Genomic DNA, 22,709 nt, shown 5'->3' with positions numbered 1-22,709 from the left:
ATTTCGGGCTGGCCAGATGCGCATGCCCGTTTGGAGCGCCGCCTTTGATGGGATTCTTGGGCTTTGTCAAGCGAAGCTGCGGGAATTATTGGAATTGGCCGCGCTTTGCACCGGGGTGGCGCTCGATGGACATGATGATCCCGACACATAACATCATTGTCAGCATCGACGACCCGCCATGGCTGACAAAGGGCAGGGGAATGCCGGCAACAGGTGCCAGCCCCACGACCATGAGCAAGTTGATCATGATGTAGAAAAATATCGTGCAGGTCAGTCCCACAGCGACAAGCTGGCCATAACGGGTCTTGCTTTGCATTGCGACGCTTAATCCCCAGCGCATAAGCAGAAAATAGAGAAATAAGATGAAGAAGCCGCCGACAATTCCCCATTCTTCCGCCATAGTTGCAAAGACAAAATCGGTGTGGCCTTCGGGAAGGTAATCGAGGTGGCTTTGCGTGCCGTTTCCAAAGCCTTTGCCAAAAATGCCGCCTGAGCCGATGGCAATTTTGGATTGGGTGATGTGATAGCCAGCGCCGAGGGGATCATTTTCGGGGTTAAGAAAGATGAGGACGCGGTCCTGCTGATAAGCCTTCATACCGAAAAAATAGACCAACGGGGCGAGGACGGCGACGCCAGCGCCGGCGCCAATAAAATAAATAAGCGGCAACCCTGCCATGAAGCCCACCACAGCAAGTCCAAAGGCATATGCGATCGCGGCATCGAAATCCGGCTGGATAATGACCAAGGCACTGGGCAACACCAATAACGCGACGAGCGGCCAAATCGCATCAATCCCGTAAATGCGGTTGGGCGGCAGCCGGTCAAAAAACCACGCAGCGGCCAGCACCATCACCGGTTTCATCAATTCGGAAGGCTGAATGGTGATGAAACCCAGGTTGATCCAACGCCTGCTGCCGCCGCCGACAAACCCCATCAACTCGACCACTACCAGCAACACCAACAGGATCAGGTATAGCGGAAAGGTGGTATTTTTCCAGAATTCCAGCGGCATACGCGACATCGCAATGGCCATGGCAAGCAGCGCCAAAAAGCGCAGGACGTGCTTGCCTGCCCAAGGTTCGAAATGGCCCCCTGCGGCCGAATATAATACCATCGCGCCAAAGCCAACCAATGCCATCAGGATGAATATGACGCGCCATGGCAAAGCCGCAATCGGCGCGGGGACGATGCCGTTCATGTCGTCGGGTCCAACGGCGGTGGCGGTGCAGGTTGCCCCTGAAACGCGGCATATTTGGATGCCAAGCGCTGTTCGATATTGCCGCCCCAGCCCGCTTCAAGCGCCTCTAGCGAGGCCATCGCCTGATCGCGGTCATACAGGAAGGTCAAAACATCTTTGGCAATCGGCGCCGCGGCACGTGCGCCACCCATACCATGTTCAATGACGACCGCTGCCCCGTAACGGGGATTGTCGACGGGCGCGAAACACACGAACAGTCCATGGTCACGATATTTCCACGCGCCAGACTGCCCGCGCTGTGCGCCGGCGATGCGGCGGACCTGGGCCGTGCCGGTTTTACCCGCCATTGCGATATTTTCGAGCTGGAGCTTGCTGCGCACGGCGGTCCCGGCGCCATTGACGACCATGTTCATGCCGTCACGGACTACATCCAGATGTTCCTTGGGGAAGGACAGGATTTTGGGCGCTGCCCTTTTGTGTAACAATATTTCAGGTTGGATATTTAGCCCGGCCGCAATGCGCGCAGCCATCAGACCAAGCTGGAACGGGCTGACGATAATATATCCTTGCCCGATGACAGCATTGAGCGTGTCGGATTCGGTCCATTTCTGATCATATTTGCGCATTTTCCACGCGCTGTCGGGCACAGTGCCATATCGTTGCGACGGAAACGGCAACGGAAATTCCTGGCCCAACCCCAGCTCGCGGGCAACCGGTGCAATATTGTCATAGCCAATGCGCCGACCCATTGAATAGAAATAGGTGTTGCAGCTTTTCATGATGGCAGAGCGCATATTCATCGGCCCGTGGCGACCAAGGCATTTGAACACGCGGTTACCAAGCCGGTACCCGCCGTTGCAAACAACAATTTCGTCAGGATCCACCCCATGGCGCAGCATCGCGAGACCTGCGACAGGTTTCAGCGTAGAGCCGGGTGGATAAAGCCCCTGAAGTGCCTTGTTGAGCATCGGGATATGGTCGTCGCTGTTCAGCATCTTCCATTCAACACGGCCAATGCCGTCGGAAAAGCTGTTTGGGTCGTAACACGGCATTGATGCCATCGTGAGAATGTCACCGGTGAGGCAATCGAAGATGACCACGGACCCGGATTCAAGGCCAAGCCGCCGTGCTGCATAATTATGCAGATCGATATCGATGGTCAGCTGAACTGGCTTGCCGGGCGTATCGGGCCGGGTCGTAAGCTCGCGCACAATCTTGCCGCGCGCGGTGACTTCTGTGCGCTTGGCCCCCGGTTCACCCTGCAGCCGTTCTTCAAGTGTCTTTTCCAGGCCATCCTTACCGACCTTGAACCCGGGCGTAATGAGCAAGGGGTTTTTGTTCTTTTGATATTCCTCGGCAGACACTGTGCCAACATAGCCGATGAGATGCCCGACCGCAGCGCCACTTGGGTAAAAGCGGGAATAGCCTTGGCGCGGGCTCACCCCTGGAAGATCAGGAAGACGAACGCTGACCGCGGCAAACCGATCGTAATCAAGGCCGTCTGCGACCTGAACGGGCTGAAATCCTTGTGCCTGTTTCAACTCCCTGTGGATCCGGTCGACATCGTCACTGGAGAGCGCGAGTAACTCCGCCAGCGTCTGGATTGTCGCTTCTTTCTCCACCAATCGGTCGGGTATGATGTCGACTCGAAAGTCCGCACGGTTGGTGGCAATTGGCTTGCCTAGACGGTCAATGAACCAGCCTCTGCGCGGCGGGATGATGGTAAGATTGACCCGGTTGCTTTCGGCCAGCAGCTTGTATTTTTCATTATCGGCTACTGCAATGTACGACATGCGCGCAGCAACCGTAAGACCAATTGCCGCCTGTACGCCAGCCACAAAGACGGCACGCCGTGTGAAGGTGAAGTCAAGCTGTCCTGATGTTACCTGCTTTTCGACTTTCATGTTGCCAATCGCCAGCTGTCGAGACGCGCGCATATTCGCACGGCGAGTGGATATAGCAATATCGACAATATAATTTGTGGAACGAGCAATGCAGGCTCACTCGCTGCATGCGCCAAGCTCACAATCCACAGGCCACCAAGCAGTACAGCAGTGATGAGCAGAGCAGCAATCACCCAGTCCTGAAAATAATCGCGCCAGATTGCCCGCGCATCGATTATTTCAATGGCCAGCATGGCGAGTGACCAAAGCAGGCCAGCGCTTCCAAATGGCTGACCACTAAAAAGATCATCCATCAGCCCAAAGGGAACGCCGGACCATACTGGCAATAATCCTGGCCGCATCAAACGCCAGCCAAGGAACATCAGCAGCCCAAACGGCGGCAAAATCGGTTCGGCGGTAAAAAATGGCAAGGTCGTAACCATCGACGCCAGCATGATTGACGCTATGGGAATAGCCAGCATTTTGAGCAGCGATTGTTCGCGGTCAAACCGGCTTTCATATTCACGTCCGGGCCGTGTCGGCAGGCGGATGGCGCTCACCGGAATTTTCACTCCGCAATCACTTTCATCTTGCCGTCGGGTGCCGCTGCTTGCTGGGCAGCGCGCGCCACCTCCAGATAAGGCTTCATGACGATTGCGTAGGGCGTGTTGGCCGGGTCAGCAAAGGGGATAGCAAGCGCACCATCGCTCGTTTTGCGGATGACGCGCGCAAAGGGGATGTTCGCCCGGTACAAGCCGCCATTGCCCGAGGTGACGATGACATCACCGATTTTGAAAGGGCTTTCGCCCAGATTAAGCGGCTTAATGAGCACCGTTCCGTTACCCAGCCCAGCAGAAAATGCCGGGAGGCCATCGCTCACCCGCATCACCGGAACCAGATTTTCGGTATCGGTTACCAAAAGCACGCGCGCAGTCGACGGCCCAGTTTCAATCACGCGGCCGATAAGCCCGGCGGGTCCGCGAACGGGTTGCGCGCGCTCAACGCCGAAATTGCTGCCGATGGACAAGGTGGCAACACGGCGCGTGCTCGATGCAGTCGAACTGATCAATCGGCCAACAGCGACTCTTTGCTCGTCTTCGTCCACGAGGTTTAACAAACCGCGCAGCCGGGCATTTTCAACACGGAGCGCGCGCGCTTCAATCAACTTTATGCGATTGGCCTTGAGCTCTTTTTGCAAGGCAGCATTTTTGGAGGCCGCATCGATATAGGCAGATGCATTGCGAGTCATGCCTTGGGTGGACAATCGCACTTGGCTGAAGGCGCGCGCAACCGGCGCAGTCAATTCAGCGCCAAAGGAACGGAGCGCGGAAAATCCGGTCGGATCCACCACCGAAATAGCCAACAGCAAAGCAGCCACAACCGTCCCTGCAATCGCGACCACATAGGTTGCGAACAGGCTATACTGCGCCTTCCGGGAAAATCCGGGGCGCCGATGCTGTGGCGGCGCCATCCTAGCCTCGCCTTATGCGGTAAGCAGGACGCCGCGGAAGATCGGGTCTTCCATCGCCCTGCCGGTGCCAATGGCCACGCATGTGAGCGGGTCTTCGGCTACGGTAACGGGCAAGCCCGTTTCATCGCGCAGATATTCGTCAAGCCCAGCCATCAGTGCACCGCCGCCCGTTAGAACAATACCTTGGTCGACAATATCGGCAGCAAGTTCAGGGGCAGTATTTTCCAGTGCAATGCGCACGCCTTCAAGGATGGTACCAATGGGCTCGGATAAAGCCTCGGCGATCTGGCCTTGGTTGATCGAAATCTCTTTGGGTACGCCATTGACGAGGTCGCGGCCCTTGATGTGCAAGGTTTGGCCAATGCCATCGGCGGGCGGACGGGCGGTGCCGAAATCCTTCTTGATACGCTCGGCTGTTGCTTCGCCGATGAGCAGGTTATGGTGTCGTCGGACATAAGAGACAATGGACTCGTCCATCTTGTCGCCTCCGGTGCGGACGGATGTAGTGTAGGCAAGCCCGCGCAATGACAGGACTGCGACTTCGGTTGTGCCGCCGCCAATGTCGACCACCATTGAACCAATCGGTTCAGTCACAGGCATGTCAGCGCCAATCGCCGCAGCCATCGGCTCTTCGATCAGGAACACCTCGGACGCACCAGCGTTCGAGGCGGCATCGCGAATCGCGCGGCGTTCAACGGACGTCGAACCGGAAGGCACGCAAATCACGATTTCAGGGTAGCTGAACATACGGCGCTTGCCGTGCACCTTGTGAATGAAATGCTTGATCATCTGTTCGGCGACATCGATGTCGGCAATCACCCCGTCACGGAGCGGACGGATGGCTTCGATGCTGTCGGGCGTCTTACCCATCATCAGCTTTGCATCGTCTCCAACCGCCTTTACGCGCTTGATACCATTCAGGGTTTCAATCGCCACCACCGATGGTTCGTTCAAAACAATCCCTTGGCCGCGCACATAAACGACCGTGTTGGCGGTGCCGAGGTCGATAGCCATGTCTTGCGATGCGAAACGGAAAAACTTGCCAAATACCATGTAAAATCCACCCAATCCGGTTTGGTGAGAGCCCTTTGGAACACGCCCAAATAGTCGCGCGGTCCTAGCGGAATTTGCTGCTTATCAAAACAGATATTTGGCTGGATTGCGGACGATTAAGGAGTCGCCTGAGCAGTGCGCTTGGGCTAGGAACCTGCGGATGTCAATAAGAAGGCTCCCTGAAAATCTGGTCAACCGGATTGCTGCCGGTGAAGTGGTGGAAAGACCAGCCAGCGCGTTGAAGGAACTGGTTGAAAATGCCATCGATTCTGGCGCGCGGAATATTGCCGTGCGCCTGAGTGCTGGCGGCATCGATCTGGTTGAAGTCACTGACGATGGATGCGGCATGTCACCATCGGACATGGCCCTGGCGCTTGAGCGCCATGCGACGTCCAAGCTGCCCGATGAAGATATCGAAATGGTGTCGACGCTAGGCTTTCGCGGGGAGGCATTGCCGTCGATCGCCAGTGTGTCGAAGATGACGCTTGAGAGCAGGCCGGTAGGGGCTGAGGGCTGGACGCGCACGGTGGATCATGGCGTGCTAACAGGCGAAGGGCCCGCCGCCTTGCCGCATGGCACGCGGGTGCGGGTGGAGAACCTGTTCGGCAAGGTGCCTGCGCGCCGCAAGTTCCTGCGCAGCCCGCGCGCCGAATATGCAGCAGTTTTGGACACGATGAAGCGGCTAGCGATGGCGCGGCCCGATATTGGCTTTGTTGTGGAACATGACGGGCGGCGCGTACTTGCGGTTCAGCCAACCTCCGCGCGCCCCGAACGCGTGGCGGCACTGACCAGCAGCGAGCTTATTGAAAACAGCGTTGCACTTGATTTTGAGCGCGAGGGCGTGCGGCTTGGCGGTGTCGCCAGCCTGCCAACCTATAATCGCGGCGTTGCCGACCATCAGTTCCTCTTCGTCAATGGCCGTCCGGTGAAGGACAGGTTGCTCATCGGCGCGGTGCGCGGCGCTTATGCCGAAATGCTCGCGCGCGACCGGCATGCCGTGGTGGCGCTTTTCCTTGACCTGCCACCGACGCAAGTCGACGTAAATGTCCATCCTGCAAAAACGGAAGTACGCTTTCGCGATCCTGCGCTGGTTCGCGGTATGATCGTGTCAGGCCTGCGCCACGCGCTTGTTCAATCCGGCTTTCGCGCCGTGCAACGACCCTCAGCCGACGCGCTCGCCGCATGGCAGCAGGAACCTATCCAGACCGCGCAAGGCGACATTTTTGCGCGCTCGGCGCGGACTGGGCCGACGGCGTACCAAGGACAATATGGTCAGCACTCGGCATATTCGTCGACATATGAAAACCGAAGCAGCTTTGCCGATATGGGCGCGATCCCCGGCGACGACCTCGCACCCTTATGGGGCAGGGCCGCCGAAGCGCATGAACCTGTGCCCGAACGCGCGCGCCATCCGCTCGGCGTTGCGCGCGGGCAAGTGGCCAAGACCTATATCGTGGCGGAAGCTGAAGACGGGCTGGTCATCGTCGACCAGCATGCCGCGCACGAACGGCTTGTGCTTGAACGGATGCGCAAGGCCATGGCCGAAGCGGGCGGCGCAGTGCCTTCACAGGCTTTGCTGCTGCCGGTAGTGGTGGAACTGGAAGAGCCCGCCTGTGACCGGCTGGAGGCACGGGCAGACGAGCTTTCCGCATTCGGGTTGGACGTCGAACGCTTCGGCCCCGGCGCGATGCTCGTGCGCGCCACACCAGCGGTCTTGGGTGATGGCGATGCCAAGGGGTTGCTGGAGGACCTCGCCGACGATCTGGCAGCATATGACGACGCGCTGTCGCTGAGGGAACGCATCGACCACGTCGCTGCAACCATGGCCTGCCATGGATCGGTCCGCGCCGGCCGCGTGCTTTCGGTCGTAGAGATGAATGCGCTACTCCGCGAAATGGAAATCACCCCACACAGCGGCCAGTGCAACCATGGTCGGCCGACGTGGGTGAAGCTGGCGTTGGGGGATGTCGAGAAGCTTTTCGGGCGGAAGTGAGAAGCTGCGTAAAATGTCGCGGTAAATTTCCCTACCGCGACATGATGGGCATGCGGTTTAGGTCGTTTCGTCGGACATCTGGGTATGGATCATACGGCTCATATCAATTGGCAGCGGAACGCCAGGGCCCGTTGGGATCGCAACTAGACGCCACACCAAAGAGCCTCCATCGGGTACAAAGGCGTTAGAGGAACCAAAGTAATTAATTACCCCGCCGCCAGGGTTAGTTGGGTCGACATGAACATTGTTATTTGGTCCAACCACTCTGCCCTCTGCGTCAAAGATATAATATTGCCATATGCTTGGAAACTGCCCGCTTGAAGACTCCCTTAAAAAATATGTTCCAGCGTCATAGATTTTGCCCGACGTTACGCTCTTGATAGGATTTGGGTAAGCTGCTTTGAATGCATTAACGGAAATCGTTCCTGGCGCACCGATGGGGATATGGGGATATAACCAAAACCTGAGGCCAGCGGACCCGGGCTCTTAACCGCCGCGTCCAATACCTGCTGGACGGTGCCTCCACCCGGCAGGTTGACGATATTATTATATAGAATCCCAACCACACGTAATTTTATAGGCATGACGCACCTCCTCGTTGGCGCTTCGAGGATACGAGCGCCAATGTCTTATAAAATCACGAAAAAATTTCCATTTAAAGAGCAAGTACATTCACTATGGACCAAGTGTCGATCCGACTTTTTGGATGCTGCCACGGTGCTTGAACGTTTCGATGTGGGCAGAAGGAAGACCCTGAAGCCGAAGGCTGGTAGAGCCAAAACGAGTTCAGGGTGACAGAATTTGGATAGGTGGGGTTATTATAGGTGGGGTAATTGACGTCCCCCCACCGCCATTCTGAACTTGTTTCAGGATAACTTGAGACGGTGGAGCGAAATACCAGAACTATAAGCGTGCCACGCACAAACGCGGTCGTGATGCGGGATCTCGCCCAAATTAGACATTAAACCTAAACAGCATGATATCCCCGTCCTTGACGAGATATTCCTTGCCTTCCGAACGCCATTTGCCGGCTTCTTTCGCGCCAGCCTCGCCATTGAACTGGACATAGTCTTCGTATGCCATGGTCTCGGCGCGGATGAAGCCTTTTTCGAAATCGCTGTGGATCGCGCCTGCGGCATTCGGGCCCGTTGCGCCTTTGGTCACGGTCCATGCCCGTGCTTCCTTCGGCCCGACGGTGAAAAAGGTGATGAGATGAAGCAATTCGTAACCGGCACGAATGACGCGGGCGAGACCGGTTTCGGTCAGGCCCAAATCCTCAAGAAACACATCGCGGTCTTCCGCTGGCATGGTTGAGATTTCAGCCTCAATCGCGGCGGAAACGACCACCGCTTCTGCGCCTTCTGCCTTTGCCTTTTCAAAAACCTTGGCCGACAATGCATTGCCATTGGCGGCGCTCGCTTCCTCGACATTGCAGACATAAAGCACGGGTTTCGCAGTCAGAAGCTGTGCCATCTGGAAATGCCGTTCTTCCTCTGCATCGTCGCGTTTGGTCAGGCGAGCCGGCTTGCCATCGCGCAGCAGGTCAAGCGCGCGGCTCAAGACAGTGGCGCTGATCTTCGCTTCCTTGTCGCCCTGCGTGCCTTTTTTGACAAGGTTCGGAACGCGTTTTTCGAGGCTTTCGAGATCGGAGAGCATGAGTTCGGTTTCTACCGTCTCGGCATCCGAAATGGGGTCGATCTTGTTGTCGACATGCTGGATGTCATCATCTTCAAAGCAGCGCAAAACGTGGACGATAGCGTCGACTTCGCGGATATTGCCCAGGAACTGGTTGCCAAGGCCTTCGCCCTGGGATGCGCCACGGACAAGGCCAGCAATATCGACAAAGCCCAATTGCGTTTCGATAATCTTGGCACTGCCACCGATTTTGGCGATGGTTTGCAGGCGCGCATCGGGCACAGCGACATTGCCGATGTTCGGTTCAATCGTGCAAAACGGATAATTGGCCGCCTGTGCTGCTGCTGTTTGCGTTAGCGCATTGAACAAAGTGGACTTGCCTACATTGGGAAGCCCCACGATACCGCATTTGAAACCCATAATGTCCTCGTCACGAATAGAATAATGGCGCCCTAGGCGACGGCGGGCACCGAGTCCATCCAACGCTGCAACGCATCCGGGTTTTGTAACCGAATGACTTTGTGCTCATGCCCGATGAGGCATTGTTCCATGCGAGGGCGTGGGCCGCTGTTCCAACGGATCAGATAGATCAAAAAGCCGAGGTCGAAACGCTCCGGGCAATCCTGCGTCATATCGGGGCGGCTGCGCCCGCGATACGTCCAGATGCGCCCAAGCAAGCGTCGGACACACAGGCTAATCGCGAAATCGAGATAGACAACCGAGTCCGCGCGGTCGAGGCGCGTCGCAAGCGTACCGCCATAGGTGCCGTCAATAAGCCAGCGTTCGGTGGCGACAATGTCGTGCAGCTTTGCGATGATTTCGTCCTTGCTGCTTTCGTTCCAGCCGGGTTGCCAGTTGAGTTGATCCATGTGGAAGACCGGCAAGTGCAGTCGTTCGCCAAGTTCGACCGCTAAGGTAGATTTTCCTGCACCGCATGGGCCAATGACCAACATGCGCTCCACGGCATCAGTCCTGTTGCAACCGCATCGCGACGTCGTTCATGAAACGGACGTCATCGCCCTTGGCGAGCCAATCGGCCTCAGCGGACAATGCACCCAGCAAGTCAGCCAGATCATCGATCTCGCTCTTGTGGAAATTGCCAAGCACATAGCCAGTGACGCGGTCTTTATTGCCGGGGTGACCAATGCCGAGGCGGACGCGGCGGAATTCTGCGCCAATATGGTCGGTGATTGAACGAATGCCATTATGGCCAGCCGCGCCGCCACCCGTTTTTACCTTCACCTTGAAGGGCGCAAGATCGAGTTCGTCGTAAAAGACGGTAACGTCCTTGGATTCAAGCTTATAGAAATCCATCGCCGCGCGCACGCTTCGGCCACTTTCGTTCATGAACGTGGCGGGCTTTAGCAGGATGATTTTGTCGGAGCCGATGCGAAGTTCCTGCACCCAGCCGAGGAATTTCTTCGCAGGTAATGGCAGGTCGTTGATCTCGGCCAGCGCATCAATCGCCATGAAGCCGATATTATGCCGGTGCATCGCATAGGTCGCGCCTGGATTACCGAGACCTACCCATAATTGCATCAGAACACTCCCCTCCCACAGGCGGGAGGGGTGGGGGAGGGCCTGCAACACTGATGTCACAAGCTATCCTCCCGTTTTACCCTCCCCTAACCCCTCCCGCATGCGGGAGGGGGACTGGGTTAGCTTAAAATTTAAGCTTCCGCTTCGCCTTCGACGGTCGTGTCGCCTTCAGTCGACTTGAGCGCCGATGGAGCAACGATAGTCGCGATGGTGTAATCGCGGTCGGTAATCTTGCTTTCCGATCCGGCTGGCAACTTCACGTTGCTGATGTGGATCGAATCGCCAATGTCAAAGCCTGCAACATCAATCTGGATGTCGTCAGGAATCTTGTCATTGTCGCAAACGAGTTCCAGTTCGTGGCGCACGATGTTCAAAACACCGCCACGCTTCAGGCCGGGCGACGCTTCTTCGTTGACGAAGACGACAGGTACCTGAACGTCGGCCTTCGCGCCCTTAACGATGCGCAGGAAGTCAACATGGGTTGGGCGATCGCTGACGGGATGAAATGCAACATCCTTTGGAATAGTGATCTGTTTTTTGCCACCAAGGTCGAGTTCGACCACACTGTTGGAAAAATGGCCAGTCATCAAAAGCTTGATGAGCGCTTTTTCCTCAACGTGAATGAGTTCGGGTTCTTGTTTGTTGCCGTAAATTACGGCGGGCACTCGGTTTTGACGACGCAATTCGCGGGAGGCTCCCTTGCCTGCCCGATCGCGCGTCTCTGCCGACAAAGTCAGCTGATCGCTCATGTTCATTCTCCAATTAAGTTACCTTGCCGCCACGCCTCCAGGGATGACCATGCACGACGAGCGCGCGCCTATATGGGGGTCTGGCCTAAAAAGCAAGCTAAGTGCGAATTTACGCCAACGCTTTGTAGAGGCTGAACAGGCTCGTCGCGATAAGTACGAAGCTGACGGCGAAAAGCAGCCGACGTGTTTGGACGCGCTTGGCGATGAAAGCACCTAATGGCGCGGCCAGCAACCCGCCAATCAACAGACCGCCGGTGACGACAGTAAATGCTTCAAGCCCGATCGTCAGAATGAACGTCAACGACACCGCAACGGTCAGGAAAAATTCTGCTGTGTTGACGGTACCAATGGTTTTGCGCGGGTCTGTGCCTTGAATAAGCAAGTTCGACGTAACAACCGGCCCCCAGCCACCGCCGCCGGACGCATCGAGAAAGCCGCCGATCAAGCCCAAAGGCATCGTCACCTTTGGATCGCGCGGTTTGTGTTCATGGGTGAAGTCCCACGCCTTATAGAGCAAGTAAAAGCCGATGAGTGTGAGGTAGCCCATCACAAAAGGGCGGGCCGCCTCTGTGTGGATGTTCGCCAACAAATAGGCACCGGTGCATCCGCCAATGACGCCGGGAATGGCGATACGGCTAAACAGTTTCCAGTCGACATTCTTGTGGAGCACATGGCTGATGCCCGATGCGCCCGTGGTGAACATCTCCACAAAATGGACCGCAGCAGAGGCACGCGCAGGGGCAACGCCCATGACGCTGACAAGCAGCGTGCTGCAAATGACACCGAAAGCCATGCCAAGTGCGCCATCGACCAATTGCGCGGCAAAACCCACCGCGATATAGGGAGCAACAGCCGCCCAGTCGATATTGGCAATATATTCAATCATCCAAATCTCGCTGTTAACAAGCTGCCACAACCGAACGCATAATCCCAAGTTACAGGATTAGCCATACACTTGCGGCGGTGTATTTTATTGGCCATGTAAAAGATGCGGTTTAGCGGCGGCATTAGAACGTCATGGCCAGCGTAAGGCCAAAGGTACGCGGATCACCGGGTTGCCCGACGATAAGGCCCGTGTTGCCCGATGGCACCGCCCATTGCTCGAAATAGTTTACGTCGAACAGATTGCGCACATAGCCAAAAATGTTGAACCCGCCATCAGTGCGAAACCCGACTCGATAATTGGTGAGGGCATAGCCGTTGATATTGGTGTAAACCGATGGCGTCGGGTTCGATGAGAAACCGGTTCGATAATTGCCGTCAATACCGACATAGATATTGCCTTCGCGGCCAAAGATCGCTGTCGGCGCGTTGACTTCCCCGCCATAAGAAAAGGACCATTTTGACACGCCCGGGATGCGCTGCCCGGATATGTCGCAGTTGGCCGGGCTATTGCCGGGAACACCCGGTGCAGCGATTGGCGTGCCTGTTGTTCCGCCCGACAGCTCCGGAGGGCAAGGCGCGTCGGTAAAGCGGTCATATTTTGCATCGACATAGGTGCCGTTCACATAGACGTTGAACCGCGCGCTCGGGCGGAACGAGAAATCAACCTCCACGCCTTGAGTGCGCACCTTTTCCGCATTGGCGAGATAGCCGCGCAGCACGCCCAATTGTCCGTTGGTGACCAGCGCTTGATAATCGCCAATGTCCGTCCGAAACGCGGCAAAGTTCAGCGTAGCTTGACGATCGAGAAATTGCGCTTTTACGCCGAGTTCATAATGGTTGACTGATTCAGGGCTGACGATGGCTGCCGCCAATATGGGGTTGCCGACAGCATCATTGGGTACGCCATTCAAATTAATGCCACCCGATTTGAAGCTTTTGGCGTACGTGGCATAAGCCAGAATGTCCGGTGCAACTTGGTAGCTGATGGTCAATTCGTAGCTGAAATTCCAGTCGCTGAAATTGGCTTCAAACCTTTGCGGCGCAAGGATGCCGCGTTGCGCCACGATACGCGGATCAGTGCTGGCAAAGTCTACCCGCTGGCCTGCGCCATTTGTTACGACCGAATCATATAGACCATCTTTTTGGTCATAATTGACCCGAAAACCTGGCTGCAGCGTCAGGCCAGCGAGCGGCTTCCAGCTGAATTGTCCGAACATGGCTGCGCTTGTGTTGTCCAACCGGATATCGTTGCGCGCCGTCAGGTCGTTCAAAACCGACGGGTCGTTTGCGAGCGCCCCTGTCAGCAGCCAACGGCTAGCCGCCGGACCTTGCACCTGAATACCTTGCGTGCGGATTTTCTGATGATAGGCAAAGGCGCCAACAACAAAGTCAAACTGGTCCCCGTTTGCCGCATAGCGTAACTCTTGCGTATATTGTTCCTGCTGCGACGGATTGTTTGATTTTGTAGTAATCGGAAGCCCGGTAAAATCGCGATCGTTCGCCGGCACCCAGTCCCAGTATCGCCACGCAGTGACCGATGAGAGAGTTCCAGGACCGGTGTCCCATTTGATTTTCAGTGCCGCGCCGCCAAGTTCATTCCGGGCGTTCAGTTCTGCATCGACATCCGTCAAACGGTCGAAGGGATCGGTGCTAACCACCTGATAATTTTGCGCAGCCGCCAAGGCGGCATATTGGCGGGCCACCGCGCGCTGTGTTGCGCCGGTACGGACAAATATTTGCGCGCAGCATTCGGGATCTTGCACGCTAAAATCGCCGGACAAAGTAACATTTAGGTTATCATTTGGTCGCCACAGCAACTGGCCACGCCGGCCAAGATTGTCTTGCGCGTTAATCCATTTATTGCTGGCGACATTGAAAATGGTGCCGCGACGGCTGGTGCCTGATACCGCTACGCGCGCTGCGATAGTATCCGACAGCGGCCCACCAATTGCAGCCTTGGCTTGTTTGAACCCCAAATTGCCCAAGCTGACTTCGGCGCGGCCTTCCAGGTCAAAAGTCGGCTGACGCGTGGTAATGTTAATCGCACCTGTCGTGGTGTTTTTGCCATATAATGTGCCCTGCGGTCCGCGCAGCACTTCAATTTGCGCAACGTCGAGAAAATCGAAGGTGGCAGATGCGACGCGCGAATAATACACATCGTCCACATATACCCCGACGCCTTGTTCGATGCCGTCATTGGTAAGGCCAAACGGAACACCGATGCCGCGAATGTTGACCGATGTGTTGCGTGGGTTGGACGAGTAAAATTGCAGCGTTGGGGTAAGCTGCTGCAACCGGCCTACATTGAAACTGCCTGTATTGTCAATCTGGTCGCCGCCCACGACTGAGACAGCGACCGGAACATCCTGCGCAGTTTCGTTCCGGCGGCGCGCAGTTACAATGATTTCTTCGGGTGCGTCAGTATCGCCTGTTCCTGCCGATGAACGGCTTTCTTGTTCGGGCGCGTCCGGCGCAATGGAGGCAAAAGCAGGTGTGGGAAAGGCAAGTAAAGTTATCAGGGCCAATGAAGGCCCATGGGCACGAAAACGCATATGTTTAACTTTCGAAAAAACAGATGCATCCAGATGTCCGGTCTGCCTCTAGGACTAGGAGGAAATTCAATTGCTGAAGCGCTTGCGCTCCGTGATGTCGACCTGCACGAGCTTCCCCTCGTGGACAGTCAACTGAATGGCACCAAAGCGCAGTGTGTTTAATGCATCGAGCACAGCCTGCACGGGCTCCGACAGGGGGGCGGTCACAGACTCATCAGCGCATGCATTATCAGATTCTGTCATAAGCACCCCATGTAAGATGGACGCTTTATCGCGCCTTCATCCCGGACACGAATTAAACTCAACTAAATTAATTGACAATATGTCGTCGTGAAAGATTTTCGTTTCAGCGCCGAAAGGTTCCGTTTGTGCGCTATCCCGATTTTGGCGCTATTATTCGGCCGCCTGTAGATATGTGTCGGCATCCACCACATCCGACAGGTTGATGCCATCGAGCAGATTCGCCGTCTTGTCGCGGACCTGAAGCATCAATGCACGGGTGCGGCAATTTTCCTCCTCGACACAGTTTTTGCACGTTTCATGTGCATAACGGCTGGCGCAGGGAACCAGCGCCAGCGACCCGCGCATGATCCGGATCAGATCACCATAGCTGATGTCAATCGGTGACACGCCTAGCCAGTATCCCCCATCCTTGCCGCGTTGCGAGGCCACAAGGCCCGAACGTGACAGTTCCGACAATATGACCGTGAGAAACTTTGGCGGGATTTTTTGCGCCTCGGCAATGTCTGCAAGCTGTACCGGGCCTTTGCCGTAACAATCAGCCAGATGCTGCATTGCACGAATGGCGTAGCGGGTTTTTTGCGACAGCATATTGTGCTTTTGCGCCTTGCAAACGTATTTTTCAACCCACCAAGTAGACAAAGCAGAAGTTGGGTGAAATTATCCCCCGTATTCTCGGTGAACTGCGGTCAATGGCAGTTGCATTGCGCAATTTGAGCGCATAGCCTGCGCGACAATATGGCTCCGGAGGCGAGCCGAAAAAAGGGGGATATTATGAAATATTCAAGAACAGCCGTATTTTTATTGGCCACGTGTCTGACCGCGCCTGCCTTTGCACAGGACGCTGCGACGTTATCGTCAACCCAAACCGCCGCAGAAGAAAGTGCAGCCATTATTGTTACCGGATCGCGCATCAAACGCGACCCAAACGACAGCTCGCTCCCCTTGCAGGTTATTACGAACGAAGAATTGTCGCGCGAGGGTATTAGTAGCCCCGAGCAGCTGTTGATGTTCCTCAGCACCAATGGTTCGGGCGCAGACAATCTGGCATCCAACGCCGATGTTGTCAGCGGTGCGCAACGGGGCACCAATGGCTTGTCAGCCGCCAACTTGCGCGGTCAGGGTAGTGCGTCGACATTGGTGTTGCTCAATGGCCGCCGTGTGGCGGCGCACGGCCTTTCAGGGTCCGCCGTCGATGTGAACCAGATACCTTTTGCGGCCATCGAACGCGTTGAAGTTTTGAAGGACGGTGCCTCTGCAATATATGGAACCGATGCGATTGGCGGTGTCATCAACTTCATCACCAAGAAGGATTTCCAAGGTTTGAGCATGCAAGGTTTCGCGGATGTGACCGACGCCGGTGGTGGGAACATCTACCGATTATCGGGCACCGCGGGATATGGCGATCTCGACACCAATGGCTTCAATGTCATGGGTGCGGTATCGTACAGCTGGAATCAAATATTGCGCGGTTCTCAGCGCGATTTTGTAAACGCGAACCAGCCCAATCGCGGCCTGTCCGTCGATACGCGTGGCACACCGATCGCGACTGCCTTTAATATCGGTACCAATGCTTTCCAGACGCCACTTGGCACTTTGTTGTCCGGTTTGACCATTACCGCGCCCAATGGTGCCAATGCGGCAGCGGGCGGTATTAACCCGCTGGATGTCCCCGGCGGCGCAGGATGCCAAACCATGGACGGCGGCATGGCCTATGACGAAGTGTTGTGGGCGGTGCCAACGGCATTTTATGCCTGTGCTTGGGATACCGGACGCGCGGCAGTCATCCAGCAGCCGATCCAGACACTCACATATTATGGGCGCGCCGTCGGACGGATTGCCGAAGACCATGAACTTTCGTTCGAAATCACTGGGTCGAAAGCTGATTCGGCCAAGAGCTTCTCCAACGCGCAGCTCTCCGCAAATGCGACGAACCTGCCTTGGGCCTTTGCACGGACCGCAGCCAATGCCGCGGCGTATGATTCTGTTGTCAGTGCGATACGCAGCACGATTACAGTCCCCGCCCAACTTGCGGCGTTCAATGTGAGAGCAGCGCAGAATTTGCCGATTGCGGGACGTTGGCGTTGCATTGCCTGCGGACCACGCGAATATGAAACGACAACCCAAACGTTGCGTGCAGCCATCGGGCTGGAAGGTCCAATAGGAGCAGGTTGGGATTATCGCGCTGGCGCGTCTTATGCGGAGAGCGAATCTTCCTCACTGCTTGGTTCAGGTTATTATTTCCGCGGAAGCTTGGCGAACGGTTCTTATGATCCGCTGGCGCCTCAAGTCGTCGGGGCCCCTGCCGGTTTTCGCGGCATCCTCGGCGCCATCAACAGCGGTTTGCTTAATCCGTTCAGCCTGACCCAGACTGATGCCGGCCTAGCGGCACTTCAGTCAGTTTCTGCGGACGGGACAACGCTTTACGGCGGAAAATACGAAGTGAAGCAACTCGATTATTCGGTGTCCGGTCCACTGTTTGACGTTTGGGGTGGGTCAGTTCAGGCCGCGGTCGGCATTGACTATCGCAAGGAAACCTACTCCTTTAACGGGTCTGCTGCAGCTGCGGCTACAGCGCCGGTCGTATTCCTCGCCGCGTTTGATAACGTCAACGCACTAACCCCGAAGAGCCGCGAAGTGAAAGCGGCTTATGCCGAAATTTTGGTGCCACTATTTGATGGACTGGAAATCACTGGTGCGGTTCGCGCCGATGATTATTCGGGCTTTGGCACGACAGTGAACCCCAAAGTATCGTTCAAATACCGGCCTTGGGACCCCATCATGTTCCGCGGTTCATACAATACAGGGTTCCGTGTACCTGCGTTCAACCAGATTTTTAACGGCGTGACAATTTCGCCAAATCCTGGAAACGCTTTGGTTGATCCGACCTTATGTCCGCAAGGAACCACTGCGGGGCCGCAACCCGCTTGCGCGGCGATCACACCAGAATCGGCCAGCGGGGGTAATCTCGATCTTGGACCCGAAACGTCCGAACAATATAGCGTTGGCATCGTGATCCAGCCATCCAGCCGATTCAGCCTGTCGGTCGACTACTGGAATATTGCGGTCGATAACACGATCGGGACCATTACCATTCCCCAGTTGTTGGCAAATATCAGCTCGTTCTCTGACCGGATCCAACGTACCAATGGTATCATCACCGGGGTAGATCTGCGCACCGGCAACTTCGGGTCGCGGAGGACTGAAGGGCTTGAAATCACGGCGCGTGGTGGGTTCGACGCATTTGGCGGCATTCTTGGCGCTGGGCTCGATGGCACCTATTTGCTCGACAAGCGCGAAAAACTGCTTCCGAACCTTGCTTACACCGATCTGATTGGCAGGTTCACCTTTACCGGCGATTTGGGCCTTAAGTGGAAGCATAATGCGTTTATCAGCTACCAAAATGATGACGTAAGCATGACCTTCTCGCAAATTTTCCGCAATGGCTATACCAACCAAGCTTTGCCGGGAAGTGCTGCACGCCCGGACTTCAACCCGAGGGTCAAAGACTATATCATCTACAACGCGACGGTCAGCTTCATCGCAATTCCCGGCTTCACGCTCACAGCAGGTGTCAAAAACATCTTTGATCGCGATCCACCATTTGCGATTACCTATGACAGCAACACCGGCGCTGGATCAAGCTGGGAGCCACGGGTTGCCGACCCACGCGGGCGTTCGTTTACCATGTCTGTGGAAGCGAAATTCTAGTCTAAAGGATTGCCGGGTATGGATATAAATGCAACTCGGCGTCAAATCATGATGGGGCTGACAGCATTGCTGTCGGCTCCACAGCTTATGGCTCGTGCTGGTGACGCGAAAGCCGCCACCAAGCCATCACGATTGCGTGTAGGCGATACGGTTGGCCTGATCGAGCCAGCCTCTGCAAGTGACGAGCCGTTCCAGATTCAACTGGTGGAAGAAGCGATTGTCGCGATGGGCCTAAAGCCCAAACGGGCGACGCATGTGCTCGACCGTTACGGCTATCTGGCAGGCAAAGACAAGGACCGCGCGGCGGATATCAACGCGATGTTCGCCGACAAGGAAGTGAAAGCCATTTTCGCAGTGCGCGGCGGGTGGGGCAGTGCGCGGCTTTTGCCGTATCTTGACTGGAATATCATCCGCGCCAACCCCAAATTGCTAACGGGCTTCAGCGACATCACCGCCTTGCATATGGCCATTGCTGCAAAGGGTGGCTTTGTGACGTTGCATGGCCCCAACGCAGGCAGTGCATGGGGAAAGGCGTCATGGGATATCTACCGCGAAATCGCCTTTGAAGCTGGCACGCCTACTTTCACAAACCCGGTTGGTGAAGAGGACCGCCTGGTGCAACGCCGCTGGCGAACGCGGGTGTTGGGGACGGGCAATGGCAAGGCGCGCGGCAAGCTGCTGGGCGGAAACCTGACCGTGCTAACCGCGCTTGCAGGCACGCCCTATTTGCCGAGCTTTGACGGCGCTATCCTGTTTTTGGAGGATGTCGACGAGGCAGAGTATCGCATCGACCGCATGCTCACGCAATTGGGGCAGGCGGGAGTGTTGAAAAACCTGAAAGGCGTGGTGTTCGGGCAATGCACCGACTGCGTCAACAAAGGTAACAGCTATGGCGCATTCACACTAAACGACGTCCTTACCCAGCATCTGGGTGGCTTAGGCGTCCCCGCTTACCAAGGCGCCTATTTCGGGCATATCACAGACCAATTCACGCTGCCCGTCGGCGGCATGGCGGAAATCGATGCCGATGCAGGCACGCTCCGCTTGCTTGAACCGGTGGTGGTTTAATTCAACCCCTGCGTTGCCAGCAGGGCAATGATATTGTTCGCCATGTGCAGGATGATGTTGGTGCGCAATGACCCGGTACGGTGGTACAGATACCCAAAGGCAATGCTGAGGGACATCAGCCCGGGGATTGCGTAAGGTTGCAAATGCACCAGCGCAAATAGAAATGACGACAGCAATATCGCGCCCCAAATCGGCAGATATTTGGTCAAAGCATTTTGCAAAAAGCCTCGAAAAAGTAGCTCTTCGACGACGGGTGCAGCAATCGCGATCGCAAAGAACATTGCCGCCATGTTGAAGGGTGTGCGCGCAATGCCAGCGAGGATTTTTGCCATTTCTTCCTGCATGCCGATCCCCGGGATCGCATAAGTCGCATAAGCCAGGTTAAAGGCCATCGCCGCGACCACCAACAGGATGGCAAGGCCAGTCGCCTTGTGCAGCGGAATTCGCCCGAAGTCATTGAGGCCCAAAAGTGCCATCCGGTCTTTCCTGCGCAAATATAACCACATCAGGAATAATTGAACGATGGCCGACGCAACAAGGCCGTAAATGATCGCAATCGGCATGGGGGTCGGGTTCGCTATCGTGACATCCTGTGTGGCTGCCATGATTATTCCGGTACACAGACCCTGAAGCGCGAAATACAAAATGATGAAACCGATGGTGGGCAACAACCCCGGGTACGGCGGTTGGGTTGGCGTTAACGTCGTCTCAGTTTCGCGCGCTTGCATATTTTCCATGTCGATCTTGCCAAATAGATGAAGGCCGGGCGCAGCTTGGCCCGACCTTCGTTTGTTTTGCACATCAAAACTTAATACGCCACCCGCATTGCGTTAAGACCGTAAGCCGGAAGCAATGATTGAACGCTGGTAGGGCCAGCAAGATGTCCTGCGCCCACCGCCATGAACGTGACGCCGGGTTTTTCCATCCGGGCTGAAATCCATTTTGCCCAATTGGCATTCCGTTTGGTCAGCAAGGCGTCATACAAGGTCCGGCTGGTCAGCCCTTCATTCATGAGCTGCCCAAGCGTATCGGTGTCGGCGGCGGCCCACATATCGACCATTTTGTCCATGTTCGTGCCGGCATCATCAATCTGCTTTGCCGTCTCGACGAGAAACGCGATTTGCTCGGCCTCTGGCAAGGTGTCAAAAACGCCAAGCTGAAACTCGGTAGTTTCAAGTCCATCAATGGGTTTTTTGGCCGCCTTTGCTGCAGCCGTCAGTTGCTTTTCAACGCCGCTATTGGGGTCAAATCCACTTTTCTGTATGGCCAGCAAAGAAAGGGTAATTGCTGCAGCCCACGGATCAAACGGATCGAAAGCGGCCGTAGGCAGGCCAAGCTTGCCCATAGCGGTGTCGTATACGGCGCGGTCGGCGTCGTTCATCTTGGACCGTAGCGCCTTGCCCTGCTGGTCCATCGCGAGCTTGCCAAACAAGGCCTGTACTTCAGCTGCGGGCGGCTCGACCAGTTCAAGCACCAATTGATCCGACCCGTCAAAAGCCGTTTTTACTTCATCGTCAAACCAGCCAAGACCGGGCTTGAGGATATGGACGCTGCCAAACAGGTATATCGTCGTGTCCGCGTCTTTTACCACCCACATGGCGGGGTCGACATCCTTAACGACGACGGCAGGAACCTTGACCGGATCAAGCGCCTCAACTTCGGCGGGGGCTTCGGTGGGTGTGCTTTGTGCTGTGGCAGGGGCCGCCCATGCCAATGCGCAGGTTGCGGTGGCCGTAAGCAGGGTCTTAAAATAAATTCGCATGGATATTTTCCTTCAATGAAAAGTGGAATGTATTTCGGCGAAGTTGGACCGGTAACTAACTGTATTTCTTCCAGAACCAGACAATCAGCGCAACAAAGGTTGTCATCAGGTAAAGTGCGACGCCATCGGGCGCTGGCAGCATCCCGCCGCGCCACAAAAGCCACCAGACAGGCGCGATAAACCAGAAGGCGTAGATGGCGATCAGCGCGCCCGTGCGGTATGCGGCTTCTTCTTGCTCATCAATCACGCGCTTGTGCCAATAATATGTCACTGCGGGCAGGACGATGCCAATGGCTACACTCAGGATGATAGCCAGAGTGGGGGGGAGTGCTCCGCTTCCGAAGATATTGCCGTCATTGGCGCCCATGATATCACCGGCGATAAGCGCGAGTGCAATCAAGCCTCCAAAAATACCACTGCCCCATGTCATCCGGACGTTCATTTTATCGCGGCTTGTTTCCCTAAAGCCGCTGTTCTTTATCCTGTGTCGGCCGCGCCAAATAACAAGGCAAAGTGCGGCAATAATTGCGGTCAAAACCGTCACAGTAACGATCGTCGCAGTATCCAGCGGCCCGCCGCCTTCCGCCTGATGCGCCGCAAGATAGCCAATGACGGCACCAATGGTCGCCATAATACCAAGGGTGGATAGCATCATCCAAAGGATTTGCCGTCCGCCTGCATTTTCGTCCTCTACCGGGTCAACCATGATGCTCTCCGTTAAATTCGTCATCGAAAATCTCCTCGATTGGTAATTCAAATAGCCGCGAAATTTTGAAAGCCAGCGGCAGCGACGGGTCGTATTTCCCGGTCTCAATCGCGTTGACCGCCTGGCGCGACACATCGAGATGCTCGCCCAGATCGGCCTGGCTCCAATTGCGCATGGCCCGCAGCACTTTCAGCTGGTTTTTCATGTCAGGTTATGATGTCTTTGTGTCATGTAGACCTTACTAACTCGATTCGCAGAAAATGT

At 55.9% G+C, this 22,709-nt stretch carries 20 protein-coding genes; 3 read left to right on the top strand and 17 right to left on the bottom strand.

Going from position 1 to position 22,709, the window contains the following annotated elements; genetic code table 11:
- Positions 1–85: 85 nt before the first annotated feature.
- Genes rodA through ACLL9E_RS03155 form a run of 5 tightly spaced genes read right to left on the bottom strand, consistent with a single transcriptional unit; the run spans position 86 to position 5,605 of the window.
- The gene (rodA, locus tag ACLL9E_RS03175; RefSeq protein ID WP_411290291.1) at positions 86–1,198 is read right to left on the bottom strand and encodes a rod shape-determining protein RodA; all 1,113 of its coding nucleotides are present in this window, start codon (positions 1,196–1,198) and stop codon (positions 86–88) included.
- Positions 1,195–3,102, bottom strand: a complete 1,908-nt coding sequence (gene mrdA / locus ACLL9E_RS03170; protein WP_411290290.1) for a penicillin-binding protein 2 — start codon at positions 3,100–3,102, stop codon at positions 1,195–1,197. Before mrdA ends, rodA begins: the two co-directional genes overlap by 4 nt.
- Entirely contained in the window at positions 3,099–3,653 is a 555-nt protein-coding gene (locus ACLL9E_RS03165) for a rod shape-determining protein MreD (RefSeq protein WP_411290289.1), read from the bottom strand. Before ACLL9E_RS03165 ends, mrdA begins: the two co-directional genes overlap by 4 nt.
- Complete coding sequence (gene mreC, locus ACLL9E_RS03160) at positions 3,650–4,552, bottom strand: rod shape-determining protein MreC (protein ID WP_411290288.1); 903 nt, start codon at positions 4,550–4,552, stop codon at positions 3,650–3,652. The genes ACLL9E_RS03165 and mreC overlap by 4 nt, the downstream gene beginning before the upstream one ends.
- 12 nt (positions 4,553–4,564) lie before the next feature.
- Positions 4,565–5,605: a rod shape-determining protein gene (locus ACLL9E_RS03155; RefSeq protein WP_409645061.1), complete on the bottom strand. Its 1,041-nt coding sequence runs from the start codon at positions 5,603–5,605 to the stop codon at positions 4,565–4,567.
- Positions 5,606–5,765: 160 nt separating this feature from the next.
- On the opposite strand from ACLL9E_RS03155, the gene mutL reads away from it, so the two are divergent.
- Positions 5,766–7,598: a DNA mismatch repair endonuclease MutL gene (mutL, locus tag ACLL9E_RS03150; protein WP_411290287.1), complete on the top strand. Its 1,833-nt coding sequence runs from the start codon at positions 5,766–5,768 to the stop codon at positions 7,596–7,598.
- 954 nt (positions 7,599–8,552) lie between these two features.
- Here mutL and ychF read toward each other — a convergent pair.
- The 8 genes from ychF to ACLL9E_RS03110 all read right to left on the bottom strand — a co-directional run bounded on the left by ychF (position 8,553) and on the right by ACLL9E_RS03110 (position 15,789).
- Positions 8,553–9,653, bottom strand: coding sequence for a redox-regulated ATPase YchF (ychF, locus tag ACLL9E_RS03145; protein WP_411290286.1), 1,101 nt, complete (start codon positions 9,651–9,653; stop codon positions 8,553–8,555).
- A 32-nt stretch (positions 9,654–9,685) separates the two neighbouring features.
- Positions 9,686–10,186, bottom strand: a complete 501-nt coding sequence (locus tag ACLL9E_RS03140) for a topology modulation protein (RefSeq protein WP_411290393.1) — start codon at positions 10,184–10,186, stop codon at positions 9,686–9,688.
- 13 nt (positions 10,187–10,199) lie between these two features.
- Positions 10,200–10,772 carry an aminoacyl-tRNA hydrolase gene (gene pth, locus ACLL9E_RS03135; protein WP_411290285.1) on the bottom strand — a complete coding sequence of 191 codons (573 nt, stop codon included), beginning with the start codon at positions 10,770–10,772 and terminating at the stop codon, positions 10,200–10,202.
- Positions 10,773–10,903: 131 nt separating this feature from the next.
- A complete protein-coding gene (locus tag ACLL9E_RS03130) occupies positions 10,904–11,521 on the bottom strand; it encodes a 50S ribosomal protein L25/general stress protein Ctc (protein WP_411290284.1) in 618 nt (205 codons plus the stop codon).
- A 109-nt stretch (positions 11,522–11,630) separates the two neighbouring features.
- The gene (locus ACLL9E_RS03125; protein WP_411290283.1) at positions 11,631–12,407 is read right to left on the bottom strand and encodes a sulfite exporter TauE/SafE family protein; all 777 of its coding nucleotides are present in this window, start codon (positions 12,405–12,407) and stop codon (positions 11,631–11,633) included.
- A 121-nt stretch (positions 12,408–12,528) separates the two neighbouring features.
- Positions 12,529–14,958, bottom strand: a complete 2,430-nt coding sequence (locus tag ACLL9E_RS03120; protein ID WP_411290282.1) for a TonB-dependent receptor — start codon at positions 14,956–14,958, stop codon at positions 12,529–12,531.
- Between the two features lie 66 nt (positions 14,959–15,024).
- Complete coding sequence (locus ACLL9E_RS03115; RefSeq protein WP_411290281.1) at positions 15,025–15,201, bottom strand: YezD family protein; 177 nt, start codon at positions 15,199–15,201, stop codon at positions 15,025–15,027.
- Between the two features lie 150 nt (positions 15,202–15,351).
- Complete coding sequence (locus ACLL9E_RS03110; protein WP_411290280.1) at positions 15,352–15,789, bottom strand: RrF2 family transcriptional regulator; 438 nt, start codon at positions 15,787–15,789, stop codon at positions 15,352–15,354.
- 183 nt (positions 15,790–15,972) lie between these two features.
- Here ACLL9E_RS03110 and ACLL9E_RS03105 point away from each other — a divergent pair, with 183 nt between their 5' ends.
- Together ACLL9E_RS03105 and ACLL9E_RS03100 are read left to right on the top strand one after the other, a co-directional pair.
- A complete protein-coding gene (locus ACLL9E_RS03105; protein ID WP_411290279.1) occupies positions 15,973–18,909 on the top strand; it encodes a TonB-dependent receptor domain-containing protein in 2,937 nt (978 codons plus the stop codon).
- 18 nt (positions 18,910–18,927) lie between these two features.
- Positions 18,928–19,977 (top strand): LD-carboxypeptidase, encoded by a 1,050-nt coding sequence (locus ACLL9E_RS03100; protein WP_411290278.1) that lies wholly within the window; start codon positions 18,928–18,930, stop codon positions 19,975–19,977.
- On the opposite strand, the gene ACLL9E_RS03095 is transcribed toward ACLL9E_RS03100, so the two are convergent.
- The 4 genes from ACLL9E_RS03095 to ACLL9E_RS03080 all read right to left on the bottom strand — a co-directional run bounded on the left by ACLL9E_RS03095 (position 19,974) and on the right by ACLL9E_RS03080 (position 22,650).
- Positions 19,974–20,714, bottom strand: a complete 741-nt coding sequence (locus ACLL9E_RS03095) for a CPBP family intramembrane glutamic endopeptidase (protein WP_411290277.1) — start codon at positions 20,712–20,714, stop codon at positions 19,974–19,976. The genes ACLL9E_RS03100 and ACLL9E_RS03095 overlap by 4 nt on opposite strands.
- 71 nt (positions 20,715–20,785) lie before the next feature.
- Entirely contained in the window at positions 20,786–21,739 is a 954-nt protein-coding gene (locus ACLL9E_RS03090) for a TraB/GumN family protein (protein WP_411290276.1), read from the bottom strand.
- Between the two features lie 55 nt (positions 21,740–21,794).
- Entirely contained in the window at positions 21,795–22,469 is a 675-nt protein-coding gene (locus ACLL9E_RS03085; RefSeq protein ID WP_411290275.1) for a hypothetical protein, read from the bottom strand.
- Complete coding sequence (locus ACLL9E_RS03080) at positions 22,438–22,650, bottom strand: helix-turn-helix transcriptional regulator (RefSeq protein WP_411290274.1); 213 nt, start codon at positions 22,648–22,650, stop codon at positions 22,438–22,440. Before ACLL9E_RS03080 ends, ACLL9E_RS03085 begins: the two co-directional genes overlap by 32 nt.
- Positions 22,651–22,709: the final 59 nt, after the last annotated feature.

The organism is Sphingorhabdus sp., assembly GCF_046596595.1.
In the GTDB taxonomy this organism is placed as follows: domain Bacteria; phylum Pseudomonadota; class Alphaproteobacteria; order Sphingomonadales; family Sphingomonadaceae; genus Sphingorhabdus_B.
Note: the sequence above shows the minus strand (reverse complement) of the source record. Positions and strands in the feature narration are given on the sequence as shown.

Coding starts and splice junctions, on each gene's coding strand:
- rodA (WP_411290291.1), bottom strand. CDS start 1,198: ATGAACGGCATCGTCCCCGCGCCGATTGCGGCTTTGCCATGGCGCGTC.
- mrdA (WP_411290290.1), bottom strand. CDS start 3,102: ATGAAAGTCGAAAAGCAGGTAACATCAGGACAGCTTGACTTCACCTTC.
- mreC (WP_411290288.1), bottom strand. CDS start 4,552: ATGGCGCCGCCACAGCATCGGCGCCCCGGATTTTCCCGGAAGGCGCAG.
- ACLL9E_RS03155 (WP_409645061.1), bottom strand. CDS start 5,605: ATGGTATTTGGCAAGTTTTTCCGTTTCGCATCGCAAGACATGGCTATC.
- mutL (WP_411290287.1), top strand. CDS start 5,766: ATGTCAATAAGAAGGCTCCCTGAAAATCTGGTCAACCGGATTGCTGCC.
- ychF (WP_411290286.1), bottom strand. CDS start 9,653: ATGGGTTTCAAATGCGGTATCGTGGGGCTTCCCAATGTAGGCAAGTCC.
- ACLL9E_RS03140 (WP_411290393.1), bottom strand. CDS start 10,186: ATGTTGGTCATTGGCCCATGCGGTGCAGGAAAATCTACCTTAGCGGTC.
- pth (WP_411290285.1), bottom strand. CDS start 10,772: ATGCAATTATGGGTAGGTCTCGGTAATCCAGGCGCGACCTATGCGATG.
- ACLL9E_RS03130 (WP_411290284.1), bottom strand. CDS start 11,521: ATGAGCGATCAGCTGACTTTGTCGGCAGAGACGCGCGATCGGGCAGGC.
- ACLL9E_RS03125 (WP_411290283.1), bottom strand. CDS start 12,407: ATGATTGAATATATTGCCAATATCGACTGGGCGGCTGTTGCTCCCTAT.
- ACLL9E_RS03120 (WP_411290282.1), bottom strand. CDS start 14,958: ATGCGTTTTCGTGCCCATGGGCCTTCATTGGCCCTGATAACTTTACTT.
- ACLL9E_RS03115 (WP_411290281.1), bottom strand. CDS start 15,201: ATGACAGAATCTGATAATGCATGCGCTGATGAGTCTGTGACCGCCCCC.
- ACLL9E_RS03110 (WP_411290280.1), bottom strand. CDS start 15,789: ATGCTGTCGCAAAAAACCCGCTACGCCATTCGTGCAATGCAGCATCTG.
- ACLL9E_RS03105 (WP_411290279.1), top strand. CDS start 15,973: ATGAAATATTCAAGAACAGCCGTATTTTTATTGGCCACGTGTCTGACC.
- ACLL9E_RS03100 (WP_411290278.1), top strand. CDS start 18,928: ATGGATATAAATGCAACTCGGCGTCAAATCATGATGGGGCTGACAGCA.
- ACLL9E_RS03095 (WP_411290277.1), bottom strand. CDS start 20,714: ATGGAAAATATGCAAGCGCGCGAAACTGAGACGACGTTAACGCCAACC.
- ACLL9E_RS03090 (WP_411290276.1), bottom strand. CDS start 21,739: ATGCGAATTTATTTTAAGACCCTGCTTACGGCCACCGCAACCTGCGCA.
- ACLL9E_RS03085 (WP_411290275.1), bottom strand. CDS start 22,469: ATGACGAATTTAACGGAGAGCATCATGGTTGACCCGGTAGAGGACGAA.
- ACLL9E_RS03080 (WP_411290274.1), bottom strand. CDS start 22,650: ATGAAAAACCAGCTGAAAGTGCTGCGGGCCATGCGCAATTGGAGCCAG.